This is a genomic window from Streptomyces olivochromogenes (assembly GCF_021538895.1).
Classification (GTDB): Bacteria; Actinomycetota; Actinomycetes; order Streptomycetales; family Streptomycetaceae; genus Streptomyces; species Streptomyces olivochromogenes_A.
In genome coordinates this window covers 75,002-96,372 of the sequence record NZ_JADDRL010000027.1, presented here as the reverse complement: position 1 = coordinate 96,372, position 21,371 = coordinate 75,002, and the positions used below count along the sequence as shown (strand labels likewise).

General features: G+C 70.2%; 16 protein-coding genes. 8 read left to right on the top strand and 8 right to left on the bottom strand.

Annotated elements, in window-relative coordinates; all coding sequences use genetic code 11:
* Positions 1 to 868, top strand: an 868-nt coding sequence (locus IPZ69_RS16450) for an AMP-binding enzyme (protein WP_235454879.1), incomplete at its 5' end; no start/stop codon positions are given.
* Between the two features lie 125 nt (positions 869 to 993).
* Here the strand turns inward: IPZ69_RS16450 and IPZ69_RS16445 are convergent.
* Positions 994 to 3,702: an AAA family ATPase gene (locus tag IPZ69_RS16445; RefSeq protein WP_374293285.1), complete on the bottom strand. Its 2,709-nt coding sequence runs from the start codon at positions 3,700 to 3,702 to the stop codon at positions 994 to 996.
* A 749-nt stretch (positions 3,703 to 4,451) separates the two neighbouring features.
* On the opposite strand from IPZ69_RS16445, the gene IPZ69_RS16440 reads away from it, so the two are divergent.
* Positions 4,452 to 5,726, top strand: coding sequence for a sensor histidine kinase (locus tag IPZ69_RS16440; protein ID WP_235454877.1), 1,275 nt, complete (start codon positions 4,452 to 4,454; stop codon positions 5,724 to 5,726).
* Positions 5,727 to 5,739: 13 nt separating this feature from the next.
* On the opposite strand, the gene IPZ69_RS16435 is transcribed toward IPZ69_RS16440, so the two are convergent.
* Together IPZ69_RS16435 and IPZ69_RS16430 are read right to left on the bottom strand one after the other, a co-directional pair.
* Positions 5,740 to 7,092, bottom strand: a complete 1,353-nt coding sequence (locus IPZ69_RS16435; protein WP_235454876.1) for an FAD-dependent oxidoreductase — start codon at positions 7,090 to 7,092, stop codon at positions 5,740 to 5,742.
* A 190-nt stretch (positions 7,093 to 7,282) separates the two neighbouring features.
* Positions 7,283 to 8,875, bottom strand: coding sequence for an alpha/beta hydrolase (locus tag IPZ69_RS16430; protein ID WP_235454875.1), 1,593 nt, complete (start codon positions 8,873 to 8,875; stop codon positions 7,283 to 7,285).
* Positions 8,876 to 9,574: 699 nt separating this feature from the next.
* On the opposite strand from IPZ69_RS16430, the gene IPZ69_RS16425 reads away from it, so the two are divergent.
* On the top strand, positions 9,575 to 10,186 hold the full coding sequence (locus IPZ69_RS16425; protein ID WP_235454874.1) for a DUF3455 domain-containing protein: 612 nt from the start codon (positions 9,575 to 9,577) through the stop codon (positions 10,184 to 10,186).
* Positions 10,187 to 10,323: 137 nt separating this feature from the next.
* Here IPZ69_RS16425 and IPZ69_RS16420 read toward each other — a convergent pair whose 3' ends face one another.
* The 3 genes from IPZ69_RS16420 to IPZ69_RS16410 are packed head-to-tail and all read right to left on the bottom strand — an operon-like array spanning position 10,324 to position 11,838.
* Positions 10,324 to 10,677 (bottom strand): hypothetical protein, encoded by a 354-nt coding sequence (locus tag IPZ69_RS16420; RefSeq protein ID WP_235454873.1) that lies wholly within the window; start codon positions 10,675 to 10,677, stop codon positions 10,324 to 10,326.
* 1 nt (position 10,678) lies between these two features.
* Complete coding sequence (locus tag IPZ69_RS16415; RefSeq protein ID WP_235454883.1) at positions 10,679 to 11,521, bottom strand: alpha/beta fold hydrolase; 843 nt, start codon at positions 11,519 to 11,521, stop codon at positions 10,679 to 10,681.
* Between the two features lie 47 nt (positions 11,522 to 11,568).
* The gene (locus IPZ69_RS16410; protein ID WP_235454872.1) at positions 11,569 to 11,838 is read right to left on the bottom strand and encodes a TetR/AcrR family transcriptional regulator C-terminal domain-containing protein; all 270 of its coding nucleotides are present in this window, start codon (positions 11,836 to 11,838) and stop codon (positions 11,569 to 11,571) included.
* Between the two features lie 245 nt (positions 11,839 to 12,083).
* On the opposite strand from IPZ69_RS16410, the gene IPZ69_RS16400 reads away from it, so the two are divergent.
* On the top strand, positions 12,084 to 12,581 hold the full coding sequence (locus tag IPZ69_RS16400; RefSeq protein ID WP_235454871.1) for a DUF998 domain-containing protein: 498 nt from the start codon (positions 12,084 to 12,086) through the stop codon (positions 12,579 to 12,581).
* Here the strand turns inward: IPZ69_RS16400 and IPZ69_RS16395 are convergent, their stop codons facing one another.
* Together IPZ69_RS16395 and IPZ69_RS16390 are read right to left on the bottom strand one after the other, a co-directional pair.
* Positions 12,582 to 13,589 (bottom strand): recombinase family protein, encoded by a 1,008-nt coding sequence (locus IPZ69_RS16395; protein ID WP_235454870.1) that lies wholly within the window; start codon positions 13,587 to 13,589, stop codon positions 12,582 to 12,584.
* A 198-nt stretch (positions 13,590 to 13,787) separates the two neighbouring features.
* A complete protein-coding gene (locus tag IPZ69_RS16390) occupies positions 13,788 to 14,417 on the bottom strand; it encodes a winged helix-turn-helix transcriptional regulator (protein WP_235454869.1) in 630 nt (209 codons plus the stop codon).
* Between the two features lie 80 nt (positions 14,418 to 14,497).
* Here IPZ69_RS16390 and IPZ69_RS16385 point away from each other — a divergent pair, with 80 nt between their 5' ends.
* From IPZ69_RS16385 to IPZ69_RS16370, 4 genes are all read left to right on the top strand, one after another.
* Positions 14,498 to 15,250 (top strand): MBL fold metallo-hydrolase, encoded by a 753-nt coding sequence (locus tag IPZ69_RS16385; protein WP_235454868.1) that lies wholly within the window; start codon positions 14,498 to 14,500, stop codon positions 15,248 to 15,250.
* A 23-nt stretch (positions 15,251 to 15,273) separates the two neighbouring features.
* Entirely contained in the window at positions 15,274 to 15,918 is a 645-nt protein-coding gene (locus IPZ69_RS16380) for an NAD(P)-dependent oxidoreductase (RefSeq protein ID WP_235454867.1), read from the top strand.
* A gap of 3 nt (positions 15,919 to 15,921) precedes the next feature.
* Positions 15,922 to 17,139 carry a multidrug effflux MFS transporter gene (locus IPZ69_RS16375; RefSeq protein ID WP_235454866.1) on the top strand — a complete coding sequence of 406 codons (1,218 nt, stop codon included), beginning with the start codon at positions 15,922 to 15,924 and terminating at the stop codon, positions 17,137 to 17,139.
* A gap of 190 nt (positions 17,140 to 17,329) precedes the next feature.
* The gene (locus IPZ69_RS16370; protein ID WP_235454865.1) at positions 17,330 to 21,145 is read left to right on the top strand and encodes an nSTAND1 domain-containing NTPase; all 3,816 of its coding nucleotides are present in this window, start codon (positions 17,330 to 17,332) and stop codon (positions 21,143 to 21,145) included.
* Positions 21,146 to 21,371 lie beyond the last annotated feature (226 nt).

Sequence of the window (21,371 nt, the reverse complement as noted above, 5' to 3'; positions counted from 1 at the left end):
TACGTTCATGAAGTGGGGCGACGACATCCCCGCCAAGTTCGACCTCAGCAGCCTGCGCGTGCTCGGGTCGGTGGGCGAGCCGATCAACCCCGAGGCGTGGATCTGGTACCGCAAGCACATCGGCGCCGACAGGACGCCGATCGTGGACACCTGGTGGCAGACCGAGACCGGCGCGATGATGATCTCGCCGCTGCCGGGCGTGACCGAGACCAAGCCCGGTTCCGCGCAGACCCCGCTGCCCGGCATCTCCGCGACCGTGGTCGACGACGAGGCGAACGAGGTTGCCAACGGCGGCGGCGGTTACCTGGTCCTGACCGAGCCGTGGCCCTCCATGCTGCGCACCATCTGGGGCGACGACCAGCGCTTCCTCGACACGTACTGGTCGCGTTTCGAGGGCAAGTACTTCGCCGGTGACGGTGCCAAGAAGGACGACGACGGCGACATCTGGCTCCTGGGCCGCGTCGACGACGTCATGCTCGTCTCCGGCCACAACATCTCCACCACCGAGGTCGAGTCCGCACTCGTCTCCCACCCCTCCGTCGCCGAAGCCGCCGTCGTCGGCGCCGCCGACGAGACCACCGGACAGGCCATCGTCGCGTTCGTGATCCTGCGCGGCACCGTGTCCGAGGACGACCAGCTCGTCGGGGATCTGCGCAACCATGTCGGTGCCACCCTCGGTCCGATCGCCAAGCCGAAGCGGATCCTGCCGGTCGCGGAGCTGCCCAAGACCCGCTCCGGCAAGATCATGCGCCGCCTGCTGCGCGACGTCGCGGAGAACCGTCAGCTCGGCGATGTGACCACGCTGACCGACTCCACGGTCATGGACCTCATCAAGGCCAAGCTCCCCGCGGCACCCAGCGAGGACTGAGCAGGGGCCGGCAGCCGGCCGCTTCGGCGGCGCGGACGGCCTCCCGGGCGTGATGACTGGCACGCCCCGGAGGCACGACGGTGCCGGACGGCGTTCATCGCCGTCCGGCACCGCCTTTTTGGTGCTCAGGCGCCGAGGGCGTCGGCCAGTCCCGCGCGACCGGTGATGCCCAGCTTCCGGTAGGTGCGGCTCAAGTGCAGTTCCACGGTGCGTAGTTCCACGAACAGCTCCTCGGCGATCGCTCTGTTCGTCCGGCCCTGCGCGGCCAGCAGGGCCACGCGCCGCTCGGCCTGGGTCAGCGCCGCCGCGCCCTGGGCGCCCTTCGCGCCCTGGGGTGCGGGACGGTAGCCGCTGTCGAGCAGTTCCTCCTCGGCCTCCCGGACGATGGCAGTCGCCCCGCACCGCTGGGCGACCTTCAGGGCCTGCTGCAGGTGGGTACGGGCCGCGTCCGGCGCCCCTTGCCGGACGAGCGACATGCCGCAGTCCAGGAGGGCCTGTGCGTAGGCGTGCCGGCAGTTCGTCGTCTCCAGGAGCGCCACCGCCTCACCGAGCAGCCGTGTGCCTTCGTCGCCGCCGGCGATGACTCCCGCCGCGCGCAGAGCGGATCCGATTGTCTCGGGCACCCCCCAGGCGCGAGCCAGCCGGAGTTCCTCGTCGGCGAGTCGACGTGCCTGCTCGTGCTCGTCCAGCAGGGCGTGTGTCAACGCGGCTTCCGAGCGCCACGGCAGGATGGCCGGGCTTCCCATGTCACGGGCGCAGGATCGTTCCCCGCTGTCCAGGAAGTCGGCGAGCGCCTGACGGAGCCGCCCCTGCGCGCGTCGTACCCTGCCGCGCACCAGGGTCGTGAAGTCGTTCGCCCAGAGTGGTGACAGAGCGCCGTTGAGGCCCTTTTGCTCCAGCAGTTGGTCGGCCTCGTCGGCATGTCCCTGCTTGACCAGGGCATCGGCCGCCATCGCCACGCCGTGGTTCGCCTGCGTGTGCGCGCCCACGCTGCGCAGTGCCTCCCCCGCCGCGCGGGCGTCACGGAGGCAGTCGTCCACGTTGCCGAGGCGGTAGTGCGCTCCTGCCCTGAGCGTGTGCACGTATCCCCGTGCGAGTCCGGAGCCCTTGCCCCGCTGCCGCTCCATGCTGGCCTCGACGCGGGAGAGGGCGACTTCCGGACGGCCGGCCACTGCCAGGGCCAGCACCGCGCTGGTGTACACGTAGGACTGGTCGTCCCTCGGTGTCACGCCGTGCGCCAGGGCCCGCTGTGCGTGGGCGACGGCGAGCCGGGCCGTGCCGCCGGTCATGATTTCCCGCAGCGCGAGCAGGGCTTCCAGGGCCTGCTCCGAAGCGCCTCCCGGGGCTGGTGAGGTGCTGAGCTCCTGGAGACGGTCCAGCACCGGCGTCTCGAATGAGCCTTGCATGATCTGGGCGTAGAGCAGGTCGACTTCGGCCCGCAAGGCGTGGTCGGGATCGAGAGGCCGGAGGTGATCGATGGTGTCGCGGAGTACCTCGATGCCCTCGGGCCACCGGTTGAGGGCGAAGAGGGTCGCGGCGAGCGACCGGGCGGCCCGTGCGTGGGCCTGGGGCGGGAGCCTCAGCTGGAGACTGCAGCGAAGGCTGCGGACGGCCGTGCGGGCACACCGTTCCAGCTCGGCTTCCCCGAGCGAGACGAGGATCGACGCGCGGACGTCGTCCTGCAGCGGCTCGCGCAGCGCCCGTCGCAGGCAGGCGATGCTGCTGTCGCTGTCGTGTCCCTTGACCTCTTCGGCGGCCCGCAGCAGTGCGTCGGTGACCCACTGCTCTCCCTGGCAACCGTGCAGCAGATGCGGGGTGAGCGAGTCCCAGGGCGCGCCGGTGTCCAGCAGGAAGCGAGCGGCCCGGGTGTGCAGCTCCCGCCGCGTGCTGGGCGGTACCTCGTTGGCGACCGCGGTGGCCAACGCGGGGGCGGGGAAGCGCGGCCCGTGCGGGGTGTGCACCAGGATGCCGAGGCGGTCCAGTGTGTGCACCGCGTCCTCGACGGCGCTCTCGTCGAGGGCGGTCACCCGGGCGAGGAGGGGCAAGGTGGGCTGGTCGGACAGGACCGCGACGGCGAGAACGGTGCTGCGGGCCTCCTCGCCGTGCGTGGCGATGTCGGCCAGCACGGCCCGTCCCAGTTCCCGGGGTACGTGTTCCGCGATCCGGGCAGCCGTGAAACCGTCGGGGGCGATTCCGGAGGCCCGCACCGAGCCCAGGACGCCCTGCACGACGGAAGGGATGCCCGCGGTGGCCTCCCAGCAGGCACGAACGAAGGCGGGCTCCGGATCGGTACCCAGCTCCCGCGCCGCCATGAAGCGCACCTCGTCCGCGCCGAACGGGGGCAGGGTCAGCTGATGGTCGAAGCGGGGGAGCAGCTCGCCGATCACTTCGCGGCCCGGGGCGGCGCCGGCGTTCGGCACCAGTGCGGCGATGACCGCGGGCCGTGACCCCGGCGGGCGCAGCAGGAGACGGCCCAGCCGGCGCAACGAGGCACTGTCACCGAGGTGGAGGTCGTCGATCACGAGGACGGCCGGGCCCTCGCCGGAGGAGCACAAACGCTCCTCCGCCCGCACCAGCTCCTCCGCGTCCGTGAGGACGGAGGAGCCGTCCCAGGAGGCGAACATGCGACGGATCAGGTCGAACTCACGGTCCGCGGGGTCACCTGCCGCACGCAGTACCCGCACCCCGCGATCCGCCGCTCCTTCGGCGAAAGCGCGAAGGAGCGCCGTTTTTCCGAACCCTCTGTCACCCCGCACAAGCACCTTATTGCCGTGGGCGGGCAAGGATATGAGTTCATCCAGGGCCGTGAGTTCTTGCTGTCTTCCTGTCAACACGGTTGTTCATTATGGAGGGTCCATCGACGCCATCGGTACGGACCTGGTCCGCCGGAGTGTCGTGGAACCGAAGTGTTGCGATGCTTCGGTGGGCCGGAGGTGTCCACGGCCCCGCTTCCGTGGTGAAATCCACCTGCCGCAGCGGCGGCCCGATACAGAGGGATTTCGCTCCTGCACTGACTGTCACCGTGACTGCTGTCCGCTGGCTCAGGTGCTGGTGAAGGACATACGGGGGAGCTACAGGTGGACGAGAAAAATGCCACCGCATATTGCGCCGGAGGGTGGACTCTTGCGGGGTTGGTGATATTCACCGGGTTGGTCATGGGAGGCGTGTACGGCTCCGAAACCCTGCTGTCCTTCGCTATTCCGGCCATAGGTGCATTCATTGGCGCCTGTATGGTCACGCACAGTTTCAGGCGGTGACTCCATCGAGTGCGTATGCATCATGACAGCCCTTCGAATTCTGTACACGTCGACGCCGAACGAGCGTTGTCGGAGCCGGGCCTGACGGAGCGTCGAATCGACATGGTGTGCACATACAGCCCAGCGCTGCGACGCTCTGTCCATTGCCCACGGCGGCCGGGATCCGGCACAGTGCCGACATCCGCGAGACGGCCGAACACGAAGCGGGGACCCGTCACCGCGCCCGGCGCGGGCCGCAGCCCCGCAGCTGCCCATCCGAACGCCATGAGCCCGCCCAACGGCAGGACACGATCGTGGGCCGATGACGCGCCCTTCGGGACGACCACATGACACTTCCTGCCGCGACCAAGCGACCGCGACACGCCACCGGGCGCGTAACCGGCCGCGCCCCGCGGAAGACCACAACCACGGACGCGACCCTGTCGGCCCTGGCCGTCGGCTATGCCTTGGTGGTCTACTTCGTGGTTGACACGGGCCCGGACGTGCCCGGCGCACGGCCGGGCATGGACTGGCTCTTCATCTCCTGGGTGAGCGCCGACGTCGTGGCCGGAGCGGCGATCCTGACACGGCGCAGATGGCCGGTCCTCCTGGCGCTGGCCGCCGCGACGGCCAGCTTCGTCACCGGATCCGTCATGACCGTCCCCATCGCCTTCTACACACTGATCTCCCAGCGCCGCTACCCGTGGGCCGTGGCCGCTGCCGTAGCCGTGTGCGCCTCCCAACTCCGCGACTTCATCGAGGTGTGCTACGACCCCCGCATCGGCCTGCCCTTGACGGTCGTCCGCGGATTCGAGGAGGTCGTGGTACGGCAGATGATGCCCTTCGTCATCGTTCCCGTGTTGGTGGCGGTCACCGTGCGGGAGCACCGGCAGCGCATCGCCAGCCTCCGTACGCACGCGGCACGGCTGCAGCGCGAGCAGGAGCTCGTCGCCCAGAACGCCGTACTGACCGAACGGTCCCGGATCGCCCGCGAGATGCACGATTCCGTCACCCACTACGTCGGGTTGATCATTCTGAGGGCCGGGGTCCTGGAGGTCACCGCCGGCCGCGAGCCCGCCACCGGACAGACCGCGCAGCTCATCGGCGAACTGGGCCGCCGCGCGATGCAGGAGCTACGGGACCTGCTGCAGGTGCTGCGCGCCGATGCCACGGGACCGCGCCCGGCACTGAGCCGGGCGGGGGAGGAACCTTTCGAACCGGACCTGGCCCGGCTCCTGGGCACCGCCCAGGAAGCCGGGATGCGCGTGTCCTGGCGCGTGGACCCACGGATCGCGGAGTGCGATCCGTCCCTTCGCCAGGGTCTCTACCGCATCGTGCAGGAGGCGCTGTCCAATGCCGGCCGCCACGCGCCCGGCGCCGAGGTCGATGTCGCGGCGACCGCGGAGGGCGAGGTCCTGAAGCTGACGGTGCGCAACGGCCGCGCCGAGCGGACGGACGGCCACCCGTCGGCCACCGGCAGCGGGGGGCTGGGCCTCAGGGGCATGCGCGAGCGGGCGCGGAGCCTGGGGGGAGAGGTGACGACCACGAGCACACCGCAGGGAGGCTTTCTGGTGCAGGCGCTCATTCCGCTGCGGCGCCTCTCCGGCGCCGGCCACCCCTGACGCCGCCGTCCGCTCACGGCTGCCGTACTGCCGTGGGCGGTTGGGTCACGAGCGCGGGCTCGGGCCGCAGGGCGGCCAGGAGCATCGAGGGTGCCAGGAGGGAATGCAGCGGCTCGGACAGGGACAGCACGGAGCGAAACGCGTGGCCGACCTCCGGATCGTGCGCCGCGTGCCGCTGGATCCGTCGCAGGTACCTGCCCAGACACCGCTCCGCCGCGTTCCGGGTCGCCGCGTTCCCGACGGCTCCCGGCATTTGCTTGTCCGCGCCGGCCGAGATCGTCCAGGGCTGCTCGTACACCTTGGCCAGAGCCCGCTGGATCCGTCGATGGTCGAGGGCACCGTCGGTGTCCCACAGCGTGTCGCGCAGGGCGACGGCCGCGAGCGCCGCCGCCGTCACTCCCTGCCCGTACACCGGGTTGAAGGTGCACAGCGCGTCGCCGACGGCCAGGAATCCGGCCGGCATCCGGGAGTTCTCGTAGCGGCGGCGCAGGTTCGCGGTGTGCCGGAAGCCGAACACCGATGAACACGGTTCAGCCGAGCGGAGCCACTCATGGACCAGCGGATGAGGAAGCCGCCGGGCGAACTCCTCGAAACCGGCGGGGTCCACAGGAGGCTCGTGGCCCCGCACGCCCGTCAGGGCCACCAGATGCTCGCCGTGCTCCAGCGGCAGGACGAGCGCACCCGTGGGCTGCTGGGGACCGGGGATCAGATAGCAGGCCGGGGCACCGCCCGGGCCCGTACCGAGAGGACTGCTGTACAGACGTGAGGCATAGGCGAGCCCGGTGTCCACAAGCTCCTCGCCCGCGGGCTCCACGCCGACCCCGCGCAGCCACCCGGCCGCCTTCGAGGACCTTCCCGAGGCATCGACGACGAGATCCGCCTCGACGCGCGACCGGTTCGTGCGAGGCACGCCGGGTACGCCGGACCGGCGCAGCGTGACGCCGTAGAGCCGGTCGTCGTCGCCCAGCAGACCGGTGACCTCGCCCTCCACGACATGGATCGAGGGATGGGCGAGCACCCGGGTGCGGATGAGCGACTCCAGTTGTGCACGTGAGCCGGTGTGGATGTCCGTCGTGGCAGGCAGCCGGGACCACCAGCCGCCGTCCTGCCACTGCAGCAGGTCCGACGGCAGGCCCAGGCAGGGAGCGCCCGCCGCCCGCAACTCCCGCGTTATTCCGGGCAGCAGCGACTCCAGAGCGTCCCTGCCCGCCTTGAGCAGCACGTGGGGATGTCGGTCGTGCGGCACACCGGGACGGGACACGGCGTCCCGCGGGAGCCGGTCACGCTCCACGACCGTCACGTTGTCGGCGTACGACGCGAGCACATACGCGCTCAGCAGCCCCGCCGGGCCTGCGCCGACGACCACGACATGTCGCGGTCGCGTCGTTGAACTGCCGGTTGGCACCACACTTCTCCATCGAACGAGTCGTACGAGGGTGTACGACGGCGTACGAGGGCGCCGTCCCGCCGGGACGACGCCCTCACTTTCCATCGGGTTGTCTGCGGGGAGGGCACCGGTCACGGGCCCTCCCCGGCGGCCTGTTCGGCCCCGCCGCCTATTCGCAGAAGGTTCCGCGTGAGGGAACGATGTCCCGCAGCAGGTAGTCGTCCACCAGCCGGGTCACGCAGGCGTTGCCGGTCGCATAGGCACCGTGGCCCTCACCCCGCACACCGATCTCCACCCCGACGTCCTTGCCCAGGGCTCGTGCCAGACGCTGCGCGTTGGCGAAGGGGGTGGCGGGATCGCCCGTGGCCCCGACCACGAGCACCGGATCGGCACCGGACGCCCGTACGTTCAGCCGTTCGGACGTGCCGCGCACCGGCCAGTCGGTGCAGGCCCCCATCGTCCACGCGACGTACTCGCCGAACACCGGGGAGGCGGCGCGGAACTTCGGCAGGAGCTCGGTGATCCGCTCGTCGCTGACACGTTCAGCGGTGTCGGAACAGGTGACAGCGGAATTCGCCGCCTGGCGGGTGCTGTAACGCCCCTGCTTGTCACGCTCGTTGTACAGGTCGGACAGGGCGAGCAGAATGTCGCCGCGGCCGAGCCGGATGGCCTGGTCCAGCCCCTTGGTCAGGATTCCCCACAACTGCTCGCTGTACAGGGCCGTGGCGATGCCAAGCGTCGCCTGATCCGCCGTCAGCTTCCGGCCGCTCGACGTCGGCAGGCCCCCCGCGTCCAGTGCGCGCAGCCAGCTCGCGAGCACGCGGTTGCCGGCGGCGACCGACTGGCCCGTCGGGCAGTCCTTGCTCGTCGAACACCTCTTCATCCAGTGATTCAGCGCGAGTTGGAAGCCCTTGGTCTGCTGCAGATCTGCCGCGATCCGCCCGAGAGCGGGGTCCACCGCTCCGTCGAGGACGATGCGACCGACCTTGTCGGGGAAGAGATGGGCGTACTCCGCCCCCAGCAGCGTGCCGTAGGAGATGCCGAAGTACGAGGTCTTCCTGTCACCGAGCACCTCACGCATCAGATCGATGTCACGCGCGGAGCTCTCGGTGTCCACGTGGGGCAGGACGTCCGCGGAGTTCCTCTGGCATGCCGCCGCGTACCGCTTCCTCTGGGCCGTGTTGTACGCCCGCTCCTCGGTCGTGTCCGGTGTGGTGTCCCGGGCGAAGTAGTGGTCGAGTTCAGCCCCGTTGAGACACTTGATGCCTTGGCTTGCGCCGACACCGCGGGGATCGAAGCCGACCAGGTCGTAGCTGTGGTGCAGTCGGTCGAACTCCTCCGCGACGGACGGCATGAGGCTGACCCCGGAAGCGCCGGGGCCCCCGAAGTTGAAGATCAGCGAACCGAGGCGCCTGTCGTGGTCGAGGGCCTTGGTACGCACCAGAGCCAGACCGATCTTCCGGCCCTGCGGGTGGGCCCAGTCGAGGGGCGTCTGGAGCGTGGCGCACTCCCATTGCGCCCCAGGTGCCCGCCCAGGGCCCTGGGCGGGCGCGGGGTCGGGACACGTGTGCCACCGCAACTGCTGGCCCGTCAGGGACTTCGGCGGCGGGGCCGGCTTCGCGGCAGCGGCACCGTCTTGTGCGCCGCTGCACCCGGGCACGGCGAGGACCAGCAAACCGAGGGCGGCGCAGGAGAGGCGCCGCTGCCATGCGGGTCGCGAGCGGGGGAGAGGAGCGGAGGGGGACGGAGCGCGGAGCTTCATGAGGTGTGGATGTGCCTTTGGTGGATCGCGGACGGTGGAGCCCATCCCGAGCGGCGGCGTCAGTACCGGTGGCACCCGCACGGCCGGCTGAGGGCTCCTCATATCGAACTAGGTGTCGTCGGCAGCTTCCACCGAAGGTTGCTAAGTGTTCGGTCGCGTGCAGGGGTAGCGGGCGAACGCGGATGGTCCGCACCGAACGGCGCCGGTGCGCACCGTGGGAGTCGATCCGTCGCCGGCCGCGGCGCCGCCTGAGCGAATGCAGTGCATTGTTGTACGAGTTCCATGAACCGGTACGCCCTATGGTTTCGGTAAGGCATCTCGGTAGTTCGGGAAAAGATTTCGGTAGGCTGTCCAGGAAACCCCGAATCACTCCTCGTTACGTCCTTGACCTGCAATTCTTCGTCGCGCGGCACCGAAGTCGCACGCGTCCGACCACCACCTTCTCTCGGTGTGGAGACAAAAGAGGCCCAGTGGGAGTTGAGTACCTGGCCCGGACGGCACGTACACGAGATCGCCCAGCAGATCGATCTTCCGGTCGGTCCCCGCGGGAAGCCTCGACCAGGTTGACATCCACCGCGGAATGCGGAGAAAGTGTCGGCTGGAAAAGCTCGGCAATTCCGCCCGAAAAGCATGCAGTTCATGCTTTCGAGGACTCGAAATCACCACTCTGCATTCGTGACGATCGAGATAAGGATCAGTATGTCCCGCAAGCGAACCGCGACACGGAAGAAGAAGCTCGTCTGGCTCATCGCCGGCGCCGGCCTGGTCACCGGCGGCTTCGCCGCGGCGACCGGTGCCGGCTTCGCGTCCCAGACGGGCGTGGCGGCCGACGGCTCCCCGGCGCCCGTCGAACGCACCTTCCGCGCCTCCGTGATCTCCGGCGTGCAGATCTACGCCTGCACCCAACAGACCGACGGCACCTTCGCCTTCACCCAGCGCGGTGTCCGTGCCACCCTCCAGGGCGGCATCCAGCACTCGTTCGTCAACCCGAACTCCGGACCGCCGCAGTGGGTCGCCCGGGACGGAAGCGCCGTGACCGGCACGGTCACCAGCAAGACGCCGCGGGGTCCGGGCAACATCCCGGAACTGGAGCTGACGGCCACGCAGTCCGGCCGGACCACCGGCAAGCTGGCCGAAGTGGTGAGGATCCGCCGCCTGAACACCAGCGGCGGGGCCGCACCGACCGGCCCCTGCGACCCCGTGAAGACCCCCACCACGGAGGTGCCGTACCGGGCCGACTACGAATTCGTCAGCGTGTGTCGACAGACACCGACTCCGGCGGCGCCTCGGGGACGCAGCCAAGCCGCCTGACCATACGGACGCCTGATCCAAAGAGGTAAGGCGCACAGCGTCGCCCCTCGCAGCTCAACCGAACTGCGAGGGGCGACGAGTTGTGGAAACGGGAGTTGAGAATCGGCAATCGGTGGCGAAATCGGTAACCCCGCGTATTACCTGGGATCGTCGCTGGTCCACGGGTAGTCGAAGCAATCGGGCCGTATCCCCCAGAGGGCGAGAACGTTCTCCAGCGCAGCCTCGTCTTTTGCCGAGGCGGCACGCACCCGCACCGCTCCGATGTCGTAGTCAAAGCCGTCGAGGCGGTCGGCGTCGTACTCCCAGTGCTCCAGGCGGAAGCCGCGAACGGCATTGCTGCGGACCCAGCCCTCCTGTCCGGCCTGAGCGTCGAGCGCGTCCCGCTGCGGGGTGATATTCACGAACGCCCGCCGATCGGATCGCGACGCCGGGACCTCCGCAGCCAGCCGCCGTCCCAGGCGCAATGCGGTCAGCTTGTCGGTCGGCCACATGTCAGTTACCACGGACGCCACTGGTGGCCGGATCATCCGCGACCCCTCCGAGGAAGCTGAGGAAGCTGCCGAGTGCCTGAAGCAGCGCGTCGGGATGTTCCAGGTGCACGTCGTGTCCCGCCCCAGGGACACTCACTGCCCTTATGTCGGCCCGGTGTTGGAACATGTCGTCGATCTCCTGCGGGGGGATGATGCCCCGCTGACCCCAGACGGCCAGGGTCGGGCAGCTGATGCTCGCCCACTCCTCCCAGAAGGAACGCCGGGCGTTCTCGGCCAGTGAGGCGACCATCACCTCACGGTCGAAACGCGGCCACCACCCGTCCTCCCGTCCCTCCAGTCCGCCGGCCCAGCTCTCGCCGACCGCTCCGCCGCCAAAGAACTCGGCGGCGGCCCGGAGCGAGGGGAACGGCGTCGGCCATGCGTCGAGCAGCGCGCCGATCTCGGCCGGAGCCTCCGGGTTCGGGCCGCCTGGGCCCGCCTCGACGAGGACGAGTGCCCGGCACAGGTCGGGGTGCGTGGCGGCGGTGAGCAGTGCGGTGTGGCCGCCCAGTGACTGGCCCATCAGGACGGGCCGGCGCAGGCCGAGTTGTTCGAGTACGGCCACCACGTCGGCGACGTGAGCGGCGCGGCTCGTATCGTGCGGATGCCGCTCGCTGGCGCCGTGGCCGCGCTGGTCGACGGCGACGACACGGTGACGGGGGCTCAAGGCCCGGGCGAGGTCGTCCCATTCGCCGACGTGTCCGGCCAATCCGTGCAACAGGGCGACGGGCGGCCCCGAACCGCCCCAGTCGCGGCAGGAGAGGCGGACGCCGTCGCGTTCCACGGTGCGTTCGGACCAGGGCATGCGGCCCCTCTCAGGGTCGGTCGGGTCGGGTCGTTCGCGGGTGATGGTCAGCGGTAGGCGGCGCGGACGCCGACGGTGGCGTAGTGGTCGAGGTCGGCGTCGGTGTGCGGGGACGAGCCGGTGAACATCGCCTTGTTCACCGGGATCCACAGCAGCAGTCCGGGATCGTCCATGCGCAGCAGCCCGTAGTCGGCCATGCGCTGGAAGGTGGCCGCCAGGGTGTCCAGGACCCGCTCGAAGCCCTGCTCGTACCAGGCTGCGCCCAGCTCGGGGAAAGCGTCGGCGTTGGCGATGATCAGGCGCCGCAGTTGGAGCACTTGGGGCTGGGTGAGGGCGCCCAGGAACTGGCGGGCGAGCTGGTTCAGGTGCTAGTCCAGGGAGACGGCGTCGGCGGGGAGGTCGGCGACCAGGTCGATCACGGTCTCGACGCGGTCGGTGGTGGCCAGGACGATCTCCGCGAACAGCTTCTCCTTGTCCGCGAAGTGCTTGTAGGACGGTCTGCTTGGACACCGCGGCGAGTTTGGCGATGTCGTCCATGCTGGTGCCGGAGTAGCCCTTCTCCATGAACACCTGGGTCGCGGCCTCCATGATCGCCTGGTGTTTGCGGGCCGACCGGCCCTGCTCGCTGGCCGCCACGCCTCCTCTGTTCCTCAGTACTGGACAGTCTAGTTTTTACCTGCTGGCTGGTGGCATCGCGGCAGGCCCGCTCTTCCTCGGCGCGGGTCTGGTCCAGGGACTGACCCGGGACGGCTTCGACTTCACCCGCAACGCGATCAGCCAGCTCAGCCTGGGCTCGCTCGGCTGGATCCAGGTCACGGTGTTCCTGCTCACCGGCGCCCTGGCCATAGCGGGTGCGGTCGGAATACGGCAGGTGTTTCGCGGTGCGCCCGGCGGCACCTGGGCGCCTCGGCTGATTGGCGTCTTCGGCGCCTCGTTCCTCCTCGCCGCTGTCTTCGCCGCCGACCCCGGAGCCGGTTTCCCGGCGGGCGCCCCTCGGGCTCCGGCCACGACGGCCCTGTCCTCCCGAAGCTGCCGTGAAGTGACAAGTAGCTCTCTGTGATTAGAGTGACGCTCGGTCAGAGGTGGCGGGGCGGGGCTCGGGGACCGCGCCAGTCCGGTCGGCGGCGAAGTCGGCGCGGGCTTGCTCGACGGCTTCGGGGTACGCCTCGCGTTTGGCGTGCTCGGTCAACGCCCGGTAGATGCTGGCGACCGAGGGGTGGTGCCCCTTGCGCTTGCCGGTGGGGATGATCAGGTCGGGCTGGATCTGCTCAACGGACTCTCCCCTCGCGCGGCGCCGGAGCACGGTGTGGAGCATGTCGTCGGTGATGACGGGGGGCCGGCCGCCGTGCTTGCCCTTGCGGGCTGCGGTGTCGAGCCCTTCCAGGGTCGACTCGCGGATGTTCTCCCGCTCGGTCTCCGCCATCGCCGCGAAGAACGCGAACAGCAGCTTGCCCGGGCCGGTGGGGTCGTAGATGCCGGGCAGGGGTCCGGCGAGCATCTCCAGGATGAGGCCGTGGGCGGTGAGGTGGTCGGCCAGCGCGGTGAGTTCGGCGGCGTCGCGGCCGAGGCGCTTCATCTCGTACACGGTGAAGATGACCCGACAGTGCGGGGCGTGCGCCTTGACCTCCCGCGCGGTCCGCAGCGCCTCCTCGAACCGGGGCCGGACCCGGACGCGGGTGCTGATCTTTTCGCTGAAGATCTTTTCCCGGGGGATGCCGTGTCCCGCGAGCGCGTCGAGCTGGGAGTCGAGTTCCTGGCCGAGGGTCGAGCAGCGGGCGTAGCCGATGCGGATGTCCGCGCCCGGCAGGTCCGGGTCGATCGGCGCGGGGGGCGGGGTGCCCGGCCGCCACGGCCGGCCCGGCCCGCGGTCGGTCGGGGTTGGCACCCTCAGCGCCTTCTTCAGCCGGGGCACCATGGTGAAGCGGCGGGTGTGGTAGGCGGAGGCGACGGCGCCGCCGCGCGAGCGGCAGGGCGATCCGGGCTGGGCATCGCACTTCGGACACGCGTGCTGTTCCACGTCGTCCGCTTCCGACCGGTCGGTCGGGGAGGGCTGCTGAGGGTCCGTCATGGGCGGCGATCTTCGCACAATGCAAGTCTCAGAAGGGGGTCCGTGCCGCTTTCGGGTGAGAACGGGTTCTGAGAACGGAACCGGGCCCGGCGGCGGTCTGGCGACCCGTTTCCGATCTTGCTCGGGCAAAGGACCGTTTTTGAGACCGGCCCAGACCCGGTAGAGCTTGAGATCGCAGGCCCGCGAGCGGCCGGTCGATCAGCGGGGCAGGATGCGCAGTACTGCCTCGCGTTCGCCGCTGAGCCGCAGGCCTTGCTGTACTGCGGCGCTCAGATCGAGGTCGCCGAGCAGGGTCGCGGCCAGCAGGTGCGGCGGTCCGGTCAGTGACGCGGTGGGGTGGTCGACCCGGCCGGCGTGTGTGTGCACCGAGCCGTCCTTGACTTCGATGACCAGGTCTTCGTTGCCGTCTGCGTGCAGTTGCAGGGCGATTGCCGGCTGGTCGGGGCGGTGGTCGGTCAGTGCTCGGGCGGGCATGTCCAGCCAGTGGGTGCGGAAGGTGTCGTTGCTGCCCGGCTCACGCAACAGCGGCACGCCCCACCGGCTCAGTTCCTGCAGCACCGGCTCGAGCTCGCGGCCACGCTCGGTGAGGGAGAACAGGGTGGTGGCCACCGGCGGTGGGGCGGCCTCGCGGTGGATCAGGCCGGCTTCCTCGAGTTCGCGGAGCCGGTCGACCAGCAGGTTGCTGGCGATCCCGGGCAGCCCGTTGCGCAGGTCGGTGTGCCGGCAAGGACCCAGGGCGAGCAGTTCGCGGACGATCAGCAGGGTCCATCGGTCGCCGACGGTGTCCAGTGTTTTCGCGATGCCGCAGTACTGCCCGTAGGTGCGCATGCCACCACCCTACATCGTGGTGTTGAGATTCAAAACTCTCTTGTTGACTTTCTCAACAACGTCGGTCTAGCGTCGCTGCCATGACCCCCACCCTTTCCGTACGTCGGCTGGCCTGGGCCGGCGTCGAGATCCGTCTCGGCGACACCCGCCTGCTGATCGACCCGCTCGAGAACGTCGCTCCGCTGGCGCCGGTGATGGGGCCGCCGCACCGGCCGGTCGACCCGGTCGATACCCCGCCCGGCACCCACGCCCTCATCACCCACCTGCACCCCGACCACTACGACCACGACCTGATCGCCCGGATCGCGGCCACCGGCACGATCGGCTGCCACACCCCGAGCGCGGCGGCGCTGCACGAGGTGGGCATCACCCCCGTCGCCCAGGACCTGGGCCAGTCACGCCGCATCGGAGAGCTGACCGTCACCCCGGTGACCTCGCTGGACTGGCGCGGCAACGACTGTGACCAGGTCGCCTGGGTCGTCGAAGGCACCGGCCGGCGGATCATCCACTGCGGCGACACCCAGTGGCACGGCAGCTGGTGGCAGATCGCCCGCGACCACGGCCCGTTCGACGTCGCGTTCGTCCCGGTCAACGGCGTCATCGCCCACTTCGAGGGCTACGCGGCCAACGTCCCGGCGACCATGACCCCCGAGCAGGGCGTCGAGGCCGCCGTCGCACTCGGCGCCGGCACCGTCTGCGCCATGCACTACGGCCTGTTCCACAACCCGCCGTTCTACACCGAACAACCCGACATCGAGCAGCGGTTCCAGCACGCCGCCGACGAGCGCGGCATCACCGCGGCCATCGTCGCCGACGGCCAGCCCGTCCTCTGACCATCAGAAACAAGGAGCAACACATGAAGATCGTCCTGTTCGGTGCCAGCGGCAACATCGGCCGGCCCACCACCGAGGAGCTACTGCGTCGCGGCCACACCGTCACCGCGGTCACCCGAGCCGGCCACATCGACGGACTCAAGCACAAGGCCCTGACCGTGACCGCCGGTGACGTCACAGACGCCGCTGCGGTCGCCGACCTCGCCGCCTCCCACGACGCCGTACTGTCGGCCGTCGGCCCCCGGATCGGCCAGGAGAACGACCGCGCCACGATCCTCGGTGCCGCCCGTGCGCTGATCGACGGACTCCGCCGAGCCGGTGTCACCCGCCTGGTCACCATCGGCGGTGCCGGTAGCCTACGCACGCCGACCGGCGGCCGGGTCATGGACGACCCGGACTTCCCCGCGCTGTGGAAGGCCAACGCCGAGGCCCAGTCCGAAGCGCTCGACCTCTACCGCGGCGTGCACGACCTCGACTGGACGTACGTGTCGCCCGCCGCAGTCATCGGAGCGGGCGAGCGGACCGGGGCCTACCGCAGCGCCGGGGACACCCTGCTCACCGACGACGACGGCAACAGCCGCATCTCGTACGCCGACTACGCGATCGCCCTGGCCGACACGATCGAGAGCGGCACCGCGATCCGCCGCCGCATCACCGTGGCGTACTGAGCCATGAGCAACGACGCCGCCGGCCGGCAAACCCGATTCATCGTCCTGCTCGCAGCGCTCGTGGCCCTGGGACCACTGTCCATCGACGGCTACCTGCCCGGACTGCCGGACCTCGCCGGCGACCTGCGCGCCAGCGCCGCGGCCACCCAGCTCACCATCACCGCCTGCCTGGCCGGGCTGGCCATCGGGCAGCTGATCGCCGGGCCGCTGAGCGACACCTACGGCCGGCGGCGTCCGTTGCTGGCGGGCCTCGCCCTCTACACGATCGCCAGCGCGCTCTGCGCGGTGGCACCCGACGTCCGGACACTCATCGGCCTACGCCTGGTCCAGGGCATCGGCGGGGCGTTCGGCATCGTCATCGCCAACGCCATGGTCCGCGACCGCACCTCCGGAACCCGCACCGCACGTCTCTTCTCCGCGCTGACCTTGATCACCGGCCTGGCGCCGGTGTTCGCGCCGGTCCTCGGCGGCCAGCTACTGCGCGTCACGGCCTGGCCGGGGATCTTCGTGGGCCTGGCCGTACTCGGCGCCGTGATGCTGGCGGCCTCCGCCGTAGGACTGCCGGAGACCCGGTCCTCCGCGTCACGCCAGCCGCTGCTGGCTGTCGTCGGGCAGCTGCTCAGCGACCGGGTCTTCACCGGGTACGTCCTGGCCAACGGCCTGGTCTTCGCGGCGATGTTCGCCTACATCTCCGGCTCGCCGTTCGTCCTGCAAGAAATCCACGGCCTGTCACCGCAGCAGTACAGCGCCGTGTTCGCCGTCAACGCCGCCGGACTCATTGCGGCCGCCCAGATCAGCGGCCGGCTGGTGGCCCGGGCCGGCGCCCGCGTGCTGCTGCTCGCCGGTCTGCTGGGCGCGACAGCCGGTGGCACCACGGTCCTGGGCGCGGTGCTGACACGTGCACCCCTGCCCGTGCTCCTGATCGGCCTGTTCGTCCTGGTCTCCAGCGTGGGCCTGGTCATGCCGAACGCCGCGGCCCAGGCCCTGGCCGACCACGGCGGACACGCCGGGTCGGCCGCCGCTCTGCTCGGCTTCAGCCAGTTCATGATCGGCGGGGCACTTGCTCCGCTGGCCGGCGCGGGTGGCGCCACCGACGCCTTGCCGATGGGAATCATCGTCGCCGTGCTGCCGGCGCTCGCTCTGCTCACACTCGGCGTCCTCACCCAGCCCGGCCCTTCCACGCCCGTCCCGGGCTGCCCGAGGCTGCCCGTCAGGCCCTGACGGGCCCCGGCCCGGCGAGCCCGTCAGGCCGGGGCTGTGACCGGCTCGCTGGGCAGGGCGTGTGGTGGTGACCAAACACAGCACCCTCGGTTTGCCCTCCCGCCACCGGCTCCGTACCTTGTCCGGCCTTGGGTCGCGTCCACGGGGGAAGCGGCCGAAAGAGCGTGGAAAGAAACAGGGGTCGGTGCCGGTGGCGGGGCGTCCGGAGAGTCCGCTCGATCCAAACGCCGGGCCGGCGCAGCGGTTCGCGGCCGAGTTACGCAAGCTGCGGGTGGAGGCCGGCAGTCCCACCTACCGGGTGATGGCCAAGCACACGGGGCAAGGGGCGAGCACGCTGTCGCAGGCGGCTGCGGGGGAGCGGCTGCCGACACTGTCGGTGGTACTCGCCTACGTCGGCGCCTGCGGCGGGAATCCGGCGGAGTGGGAGGCGCGCTGGCATGAGGCGGCCGGGAAAGTGGCGGCCGAGCCACGTGCCGAGGACGAGGACGCCGAGCCGCCCTACCGGGGACTGGCCCGCTTCGAACCCGCCGACGCTGCCCTGTACTTCGGCCGCGAGAAGCTCACCGACCGCTTGTTCACGCTGGCGTCGTCCCGCCGGTTCACCGCGGTTTTCGGCCCGTCCGGCAGCGGCAAGTCCTCCCTGCTGCGCGCCGGCCTCATCCCCCGTCTTCAGCACACCGACGACCCCGCCCTGCGGCCCGCTGCGCTGCGCGTCCTCGCCCCCGGCGGCCACCCGATGCGCACGCACGGTCCGCGGCTGATTCCCAAGGACGCGGACGGTGACACCTGCCTGATCGTGGACCAGTTCGAAGAGCTCTACACCCTGTGCGGCGACCCCGCCGAACGCGACGAGTTCATCCGGCGCCTCCTCACCGCCGCCGACCCCGCCGGCCGGCTGCGCGTGATCCTCGCGGTGCGCGCGGACTTCCTGGGCCGCTGCGCCGAACACCCGGAATTGACCGCCTCCTTGCAGGACGCCACCCTGCTGACCGGTCCGATGAGCCGTGCCGAACTGCGCGAAGCGATCGTCGGACCGGCCCAGGCCGACGGCCTGATCGTCGAACGCTCTTTGACGGCACGGCTGATCGAGGAGGTCTCCGGCGAGCCCGGTGCGCTGCCACTGCTGTCCCACGCCCTGTTGGAGACCTGGCACCGTCGCGACGGCCGTGCCCTGACCGAAGCGGCGTACGAAGCGGCCGGCGGCCTGCACGGTGCCATCGCCCGCACCGCCGAAGAGACCTTCGGCAAGTTCACCCCCGTCCAGGCCGAGCTCGCCCGGCACATGCTGCTGCGACTGATCACCCCCGGCAACGGAACGTCCGACACCCGTCGCCCCACCGACCGCGGCGAATTCGTCAGCGGCGCCCCGGACACCGCACAGGACGATGTCCATGTGGTCCTGGAGCGGTTGGCACACGCCCGGCTCATCACCCTGGACGACGACACGGTGGATCTCGCCCACGAGGCTGTGATCAGTGCGTGGCCCAGGCTGAGCGGCTGGATCGACGCCGAACGCGACCGCATACGCGCCCACCGCCAGTTGACCGAGGCCGCATGTGCCTGGCAGGACCTCGACCGCGATCCCGGCGCCCTCTACCGGGGCACCCGGCTGGCCGGCGCCGAGGAAGCGTTCGCGGCACCGGAGCGGCGCGCTCATCTCACCCAGTTGGAATGGGCCTTCCTGTCCGCCGGCCTCGCAACCCGCGCACGGGAGCGGCAGTCGGCTGCGCGCACCGCAAAGCGGCTGCGTACCTTCGTAGTCACCCTGTCCTGCGTGGTGGCCCTGGCTCTGCTGGCCGGCCTGGTCGCCTGGCAGCAGAACCGGGCCGGTGAGCGTCGGCGAGTCGAGGCGGAAGCCCGCCGGGTCGCGGCGGTCGCGGAAAGCCTGCGTTCGTCCCAGCCCGCCACAGCGATGCGGCTCAGCCTCGCGGCGTGGAAGATCGCCGACCTGCCCGAGACCCGATCGGCCTTGCTGGCCTCCATGGCTCAGAAGGAGCAGGACGCGTTCCGGATCCCTGACCAGGAGTCCGGTCCTAACGTGCACCTCGACAGCGACGGCCGCGTCACGGTCTCCCTCTCCGGAGAACGGGCCACTCGGTGGGACGTACGGAGCCATCGGCGGCTGTCCTCATCAAGGATTCCGGGCCTGTCCGACGCCTCATGGTCGGACGTCTCCAGGGACGGGCGCAGCCTGGCGGTCGGCTTCACCGGCTCCGGGGTCCAGATCTGGGACCTGGTCAGGGGCAGGAAGACCGGGCACCTGCCCGAGAAGGGCGAGGGCACGGGCTGGTTCGGCCCCAGCGGTCGCACGCTGGTGATCGCCACCCTGGACGACGGGTCTGGTTCCGCGGTGCGCCTGTGGGACCTGCGGCACCGGCGTCTGCTGTTCAGGCGCGGCCTGGGTCCGAGTGATGCACCGAGTAGATTCGTCGCTGGTCCGGGTACCGATGACCTCCATTTCGCCGGCGCGGCCGGCCTGGACGCGGTCAGCCCTGACGACCGTCTCCTCGCCATGTGCCCCGAGAAGCAGCTTGAGGTCTGGGACGTGGCGAGCAACCGTCGATTGAAAGGTGCCTGGAGGACGGCGTTTCACAAGGAGGAGTGCCGCACGGGCGCCATCGCCTTCACACCCGACAGCCGCAGGGTGACCGTCGCCTCCAGCAATGGGTTGCGAACCTGGGACGTGGCGTCGGGACGGGAACTGCCCCGCATCAAGCACCGCGACCTGACCCAGGCGGAGTTCAGCCGGGACGGGCGGTTCGTCGCCACCGCGGACGACAGCGCGATTCTGCTGTGGCGGGTGGACGATCCGACGACCCCGGTGTTCCGGATTCCATGGGCTGACGGCCAGGAGCTCGGCCCCATCCGGATTGACCTGGGGGAAGGGAAGCTTCGCTATGAGACGGGCAGTTCCAGCGCCACGGTGTGGTCCGTCGCGCTCGGGCACGCCCTTGATCCGGCCTGGCAGCGGGACGTCACCACGAGCGCCGGCTTCAGCCCCGACGGCCGTCTGCTGGCGCTGACCCGGCGGGCCGGAGGACGGCACCGGATGCGTCTGATGGACGTACCGACCGGAAGGGTGGTGACCGACCGCCTGCCCACCGCTCCGTGCGCGATGGGCGACGACGAGCCGGACTGCACCGACCTTGTGGCGTTCGCCTCGGATAACCGGACCTGCGCCTACTCCAGCACGAACTTCACATCCGAGACGCCACCGTGGGTCAGTGTGGTCGACGCACGCCGCCCGGAGCGGTCGGCCACCTTGCGGTTCCCGCGCACGGGAGAGGAGGCAGACGCGATCGACGCGATCGCTCTCGAAGACGGTGGCCGCAGGATGCTGGTGTCGCTGTCCCAAGAGCGGACTGAGATGTGGGACGTACGACGACGAGCGAGATCCAGCCGGATGCCCGGTGTCTGGGGAGACAGCCTGGCCGTCACGGACGACGGCCGCCTGCTGGCGACTTCGGAGGGCCACGTGGTCGTTCCGTCTTCCGGGAAGGTCACCCACCGTGTCCTCACCCAGGGGTTGCCCAGCCTCGTGGCCTTCAGCCACGACGGCGGCTATCTTGCGGCAGGCGACGATTCTGGTTGGGTGACCCTCTGGGACGGCCAAGTTCGGCAGTGGCTCGCGGAGTTCCCGCCCGACTCGGCCGACGCGGTCACCGCCGACGCCGACTTGGCGGGTGTCGTGTCGGCGCTGGCGTTCTCCCACGACGGCGGCACGCTCGCGGTGGGGACGGAGGCTGGCACCGTACGGCTGTGGGACGTCGCCGCCCGGCGTCCGATCGGGTCCGCCTTCGCCGACCCCGGGGGCGAGGTCATGGCGCTGGCCTTCAGTGAGGACGATCGCACCCTGTACGTCTCCGCCCGGCACGTACCGGTGATCACGTACAGCATTGATGCCCCGCGGTTGGCCACCGAGGTGTGCCGACGGGTCGGATCCGGTCTGTCGTACGCCGAGTGGCAGAGGTACGTCCGCGACGTGCGGTACGCCGGCTCCTGCTGAACGAGACGGTCGGTGAGCCTGGCTCGGCAGGTGTCGGAGCAGATGCGTGGGTGATACACCTCTCTTGTAGTTCATCATTCAACCTCTTGCCTGGAAACTTCTTCTTTGCGAGATTGGTTGGTGTGAGCGTCCTGCCCGGGGACGGACCAACCGCCCCGGCGCGACACCCAAGGAGGCCGTGATGTCGGCATCCAAGAACCGAATGCAGGGACTGCTCGGCCGGCTG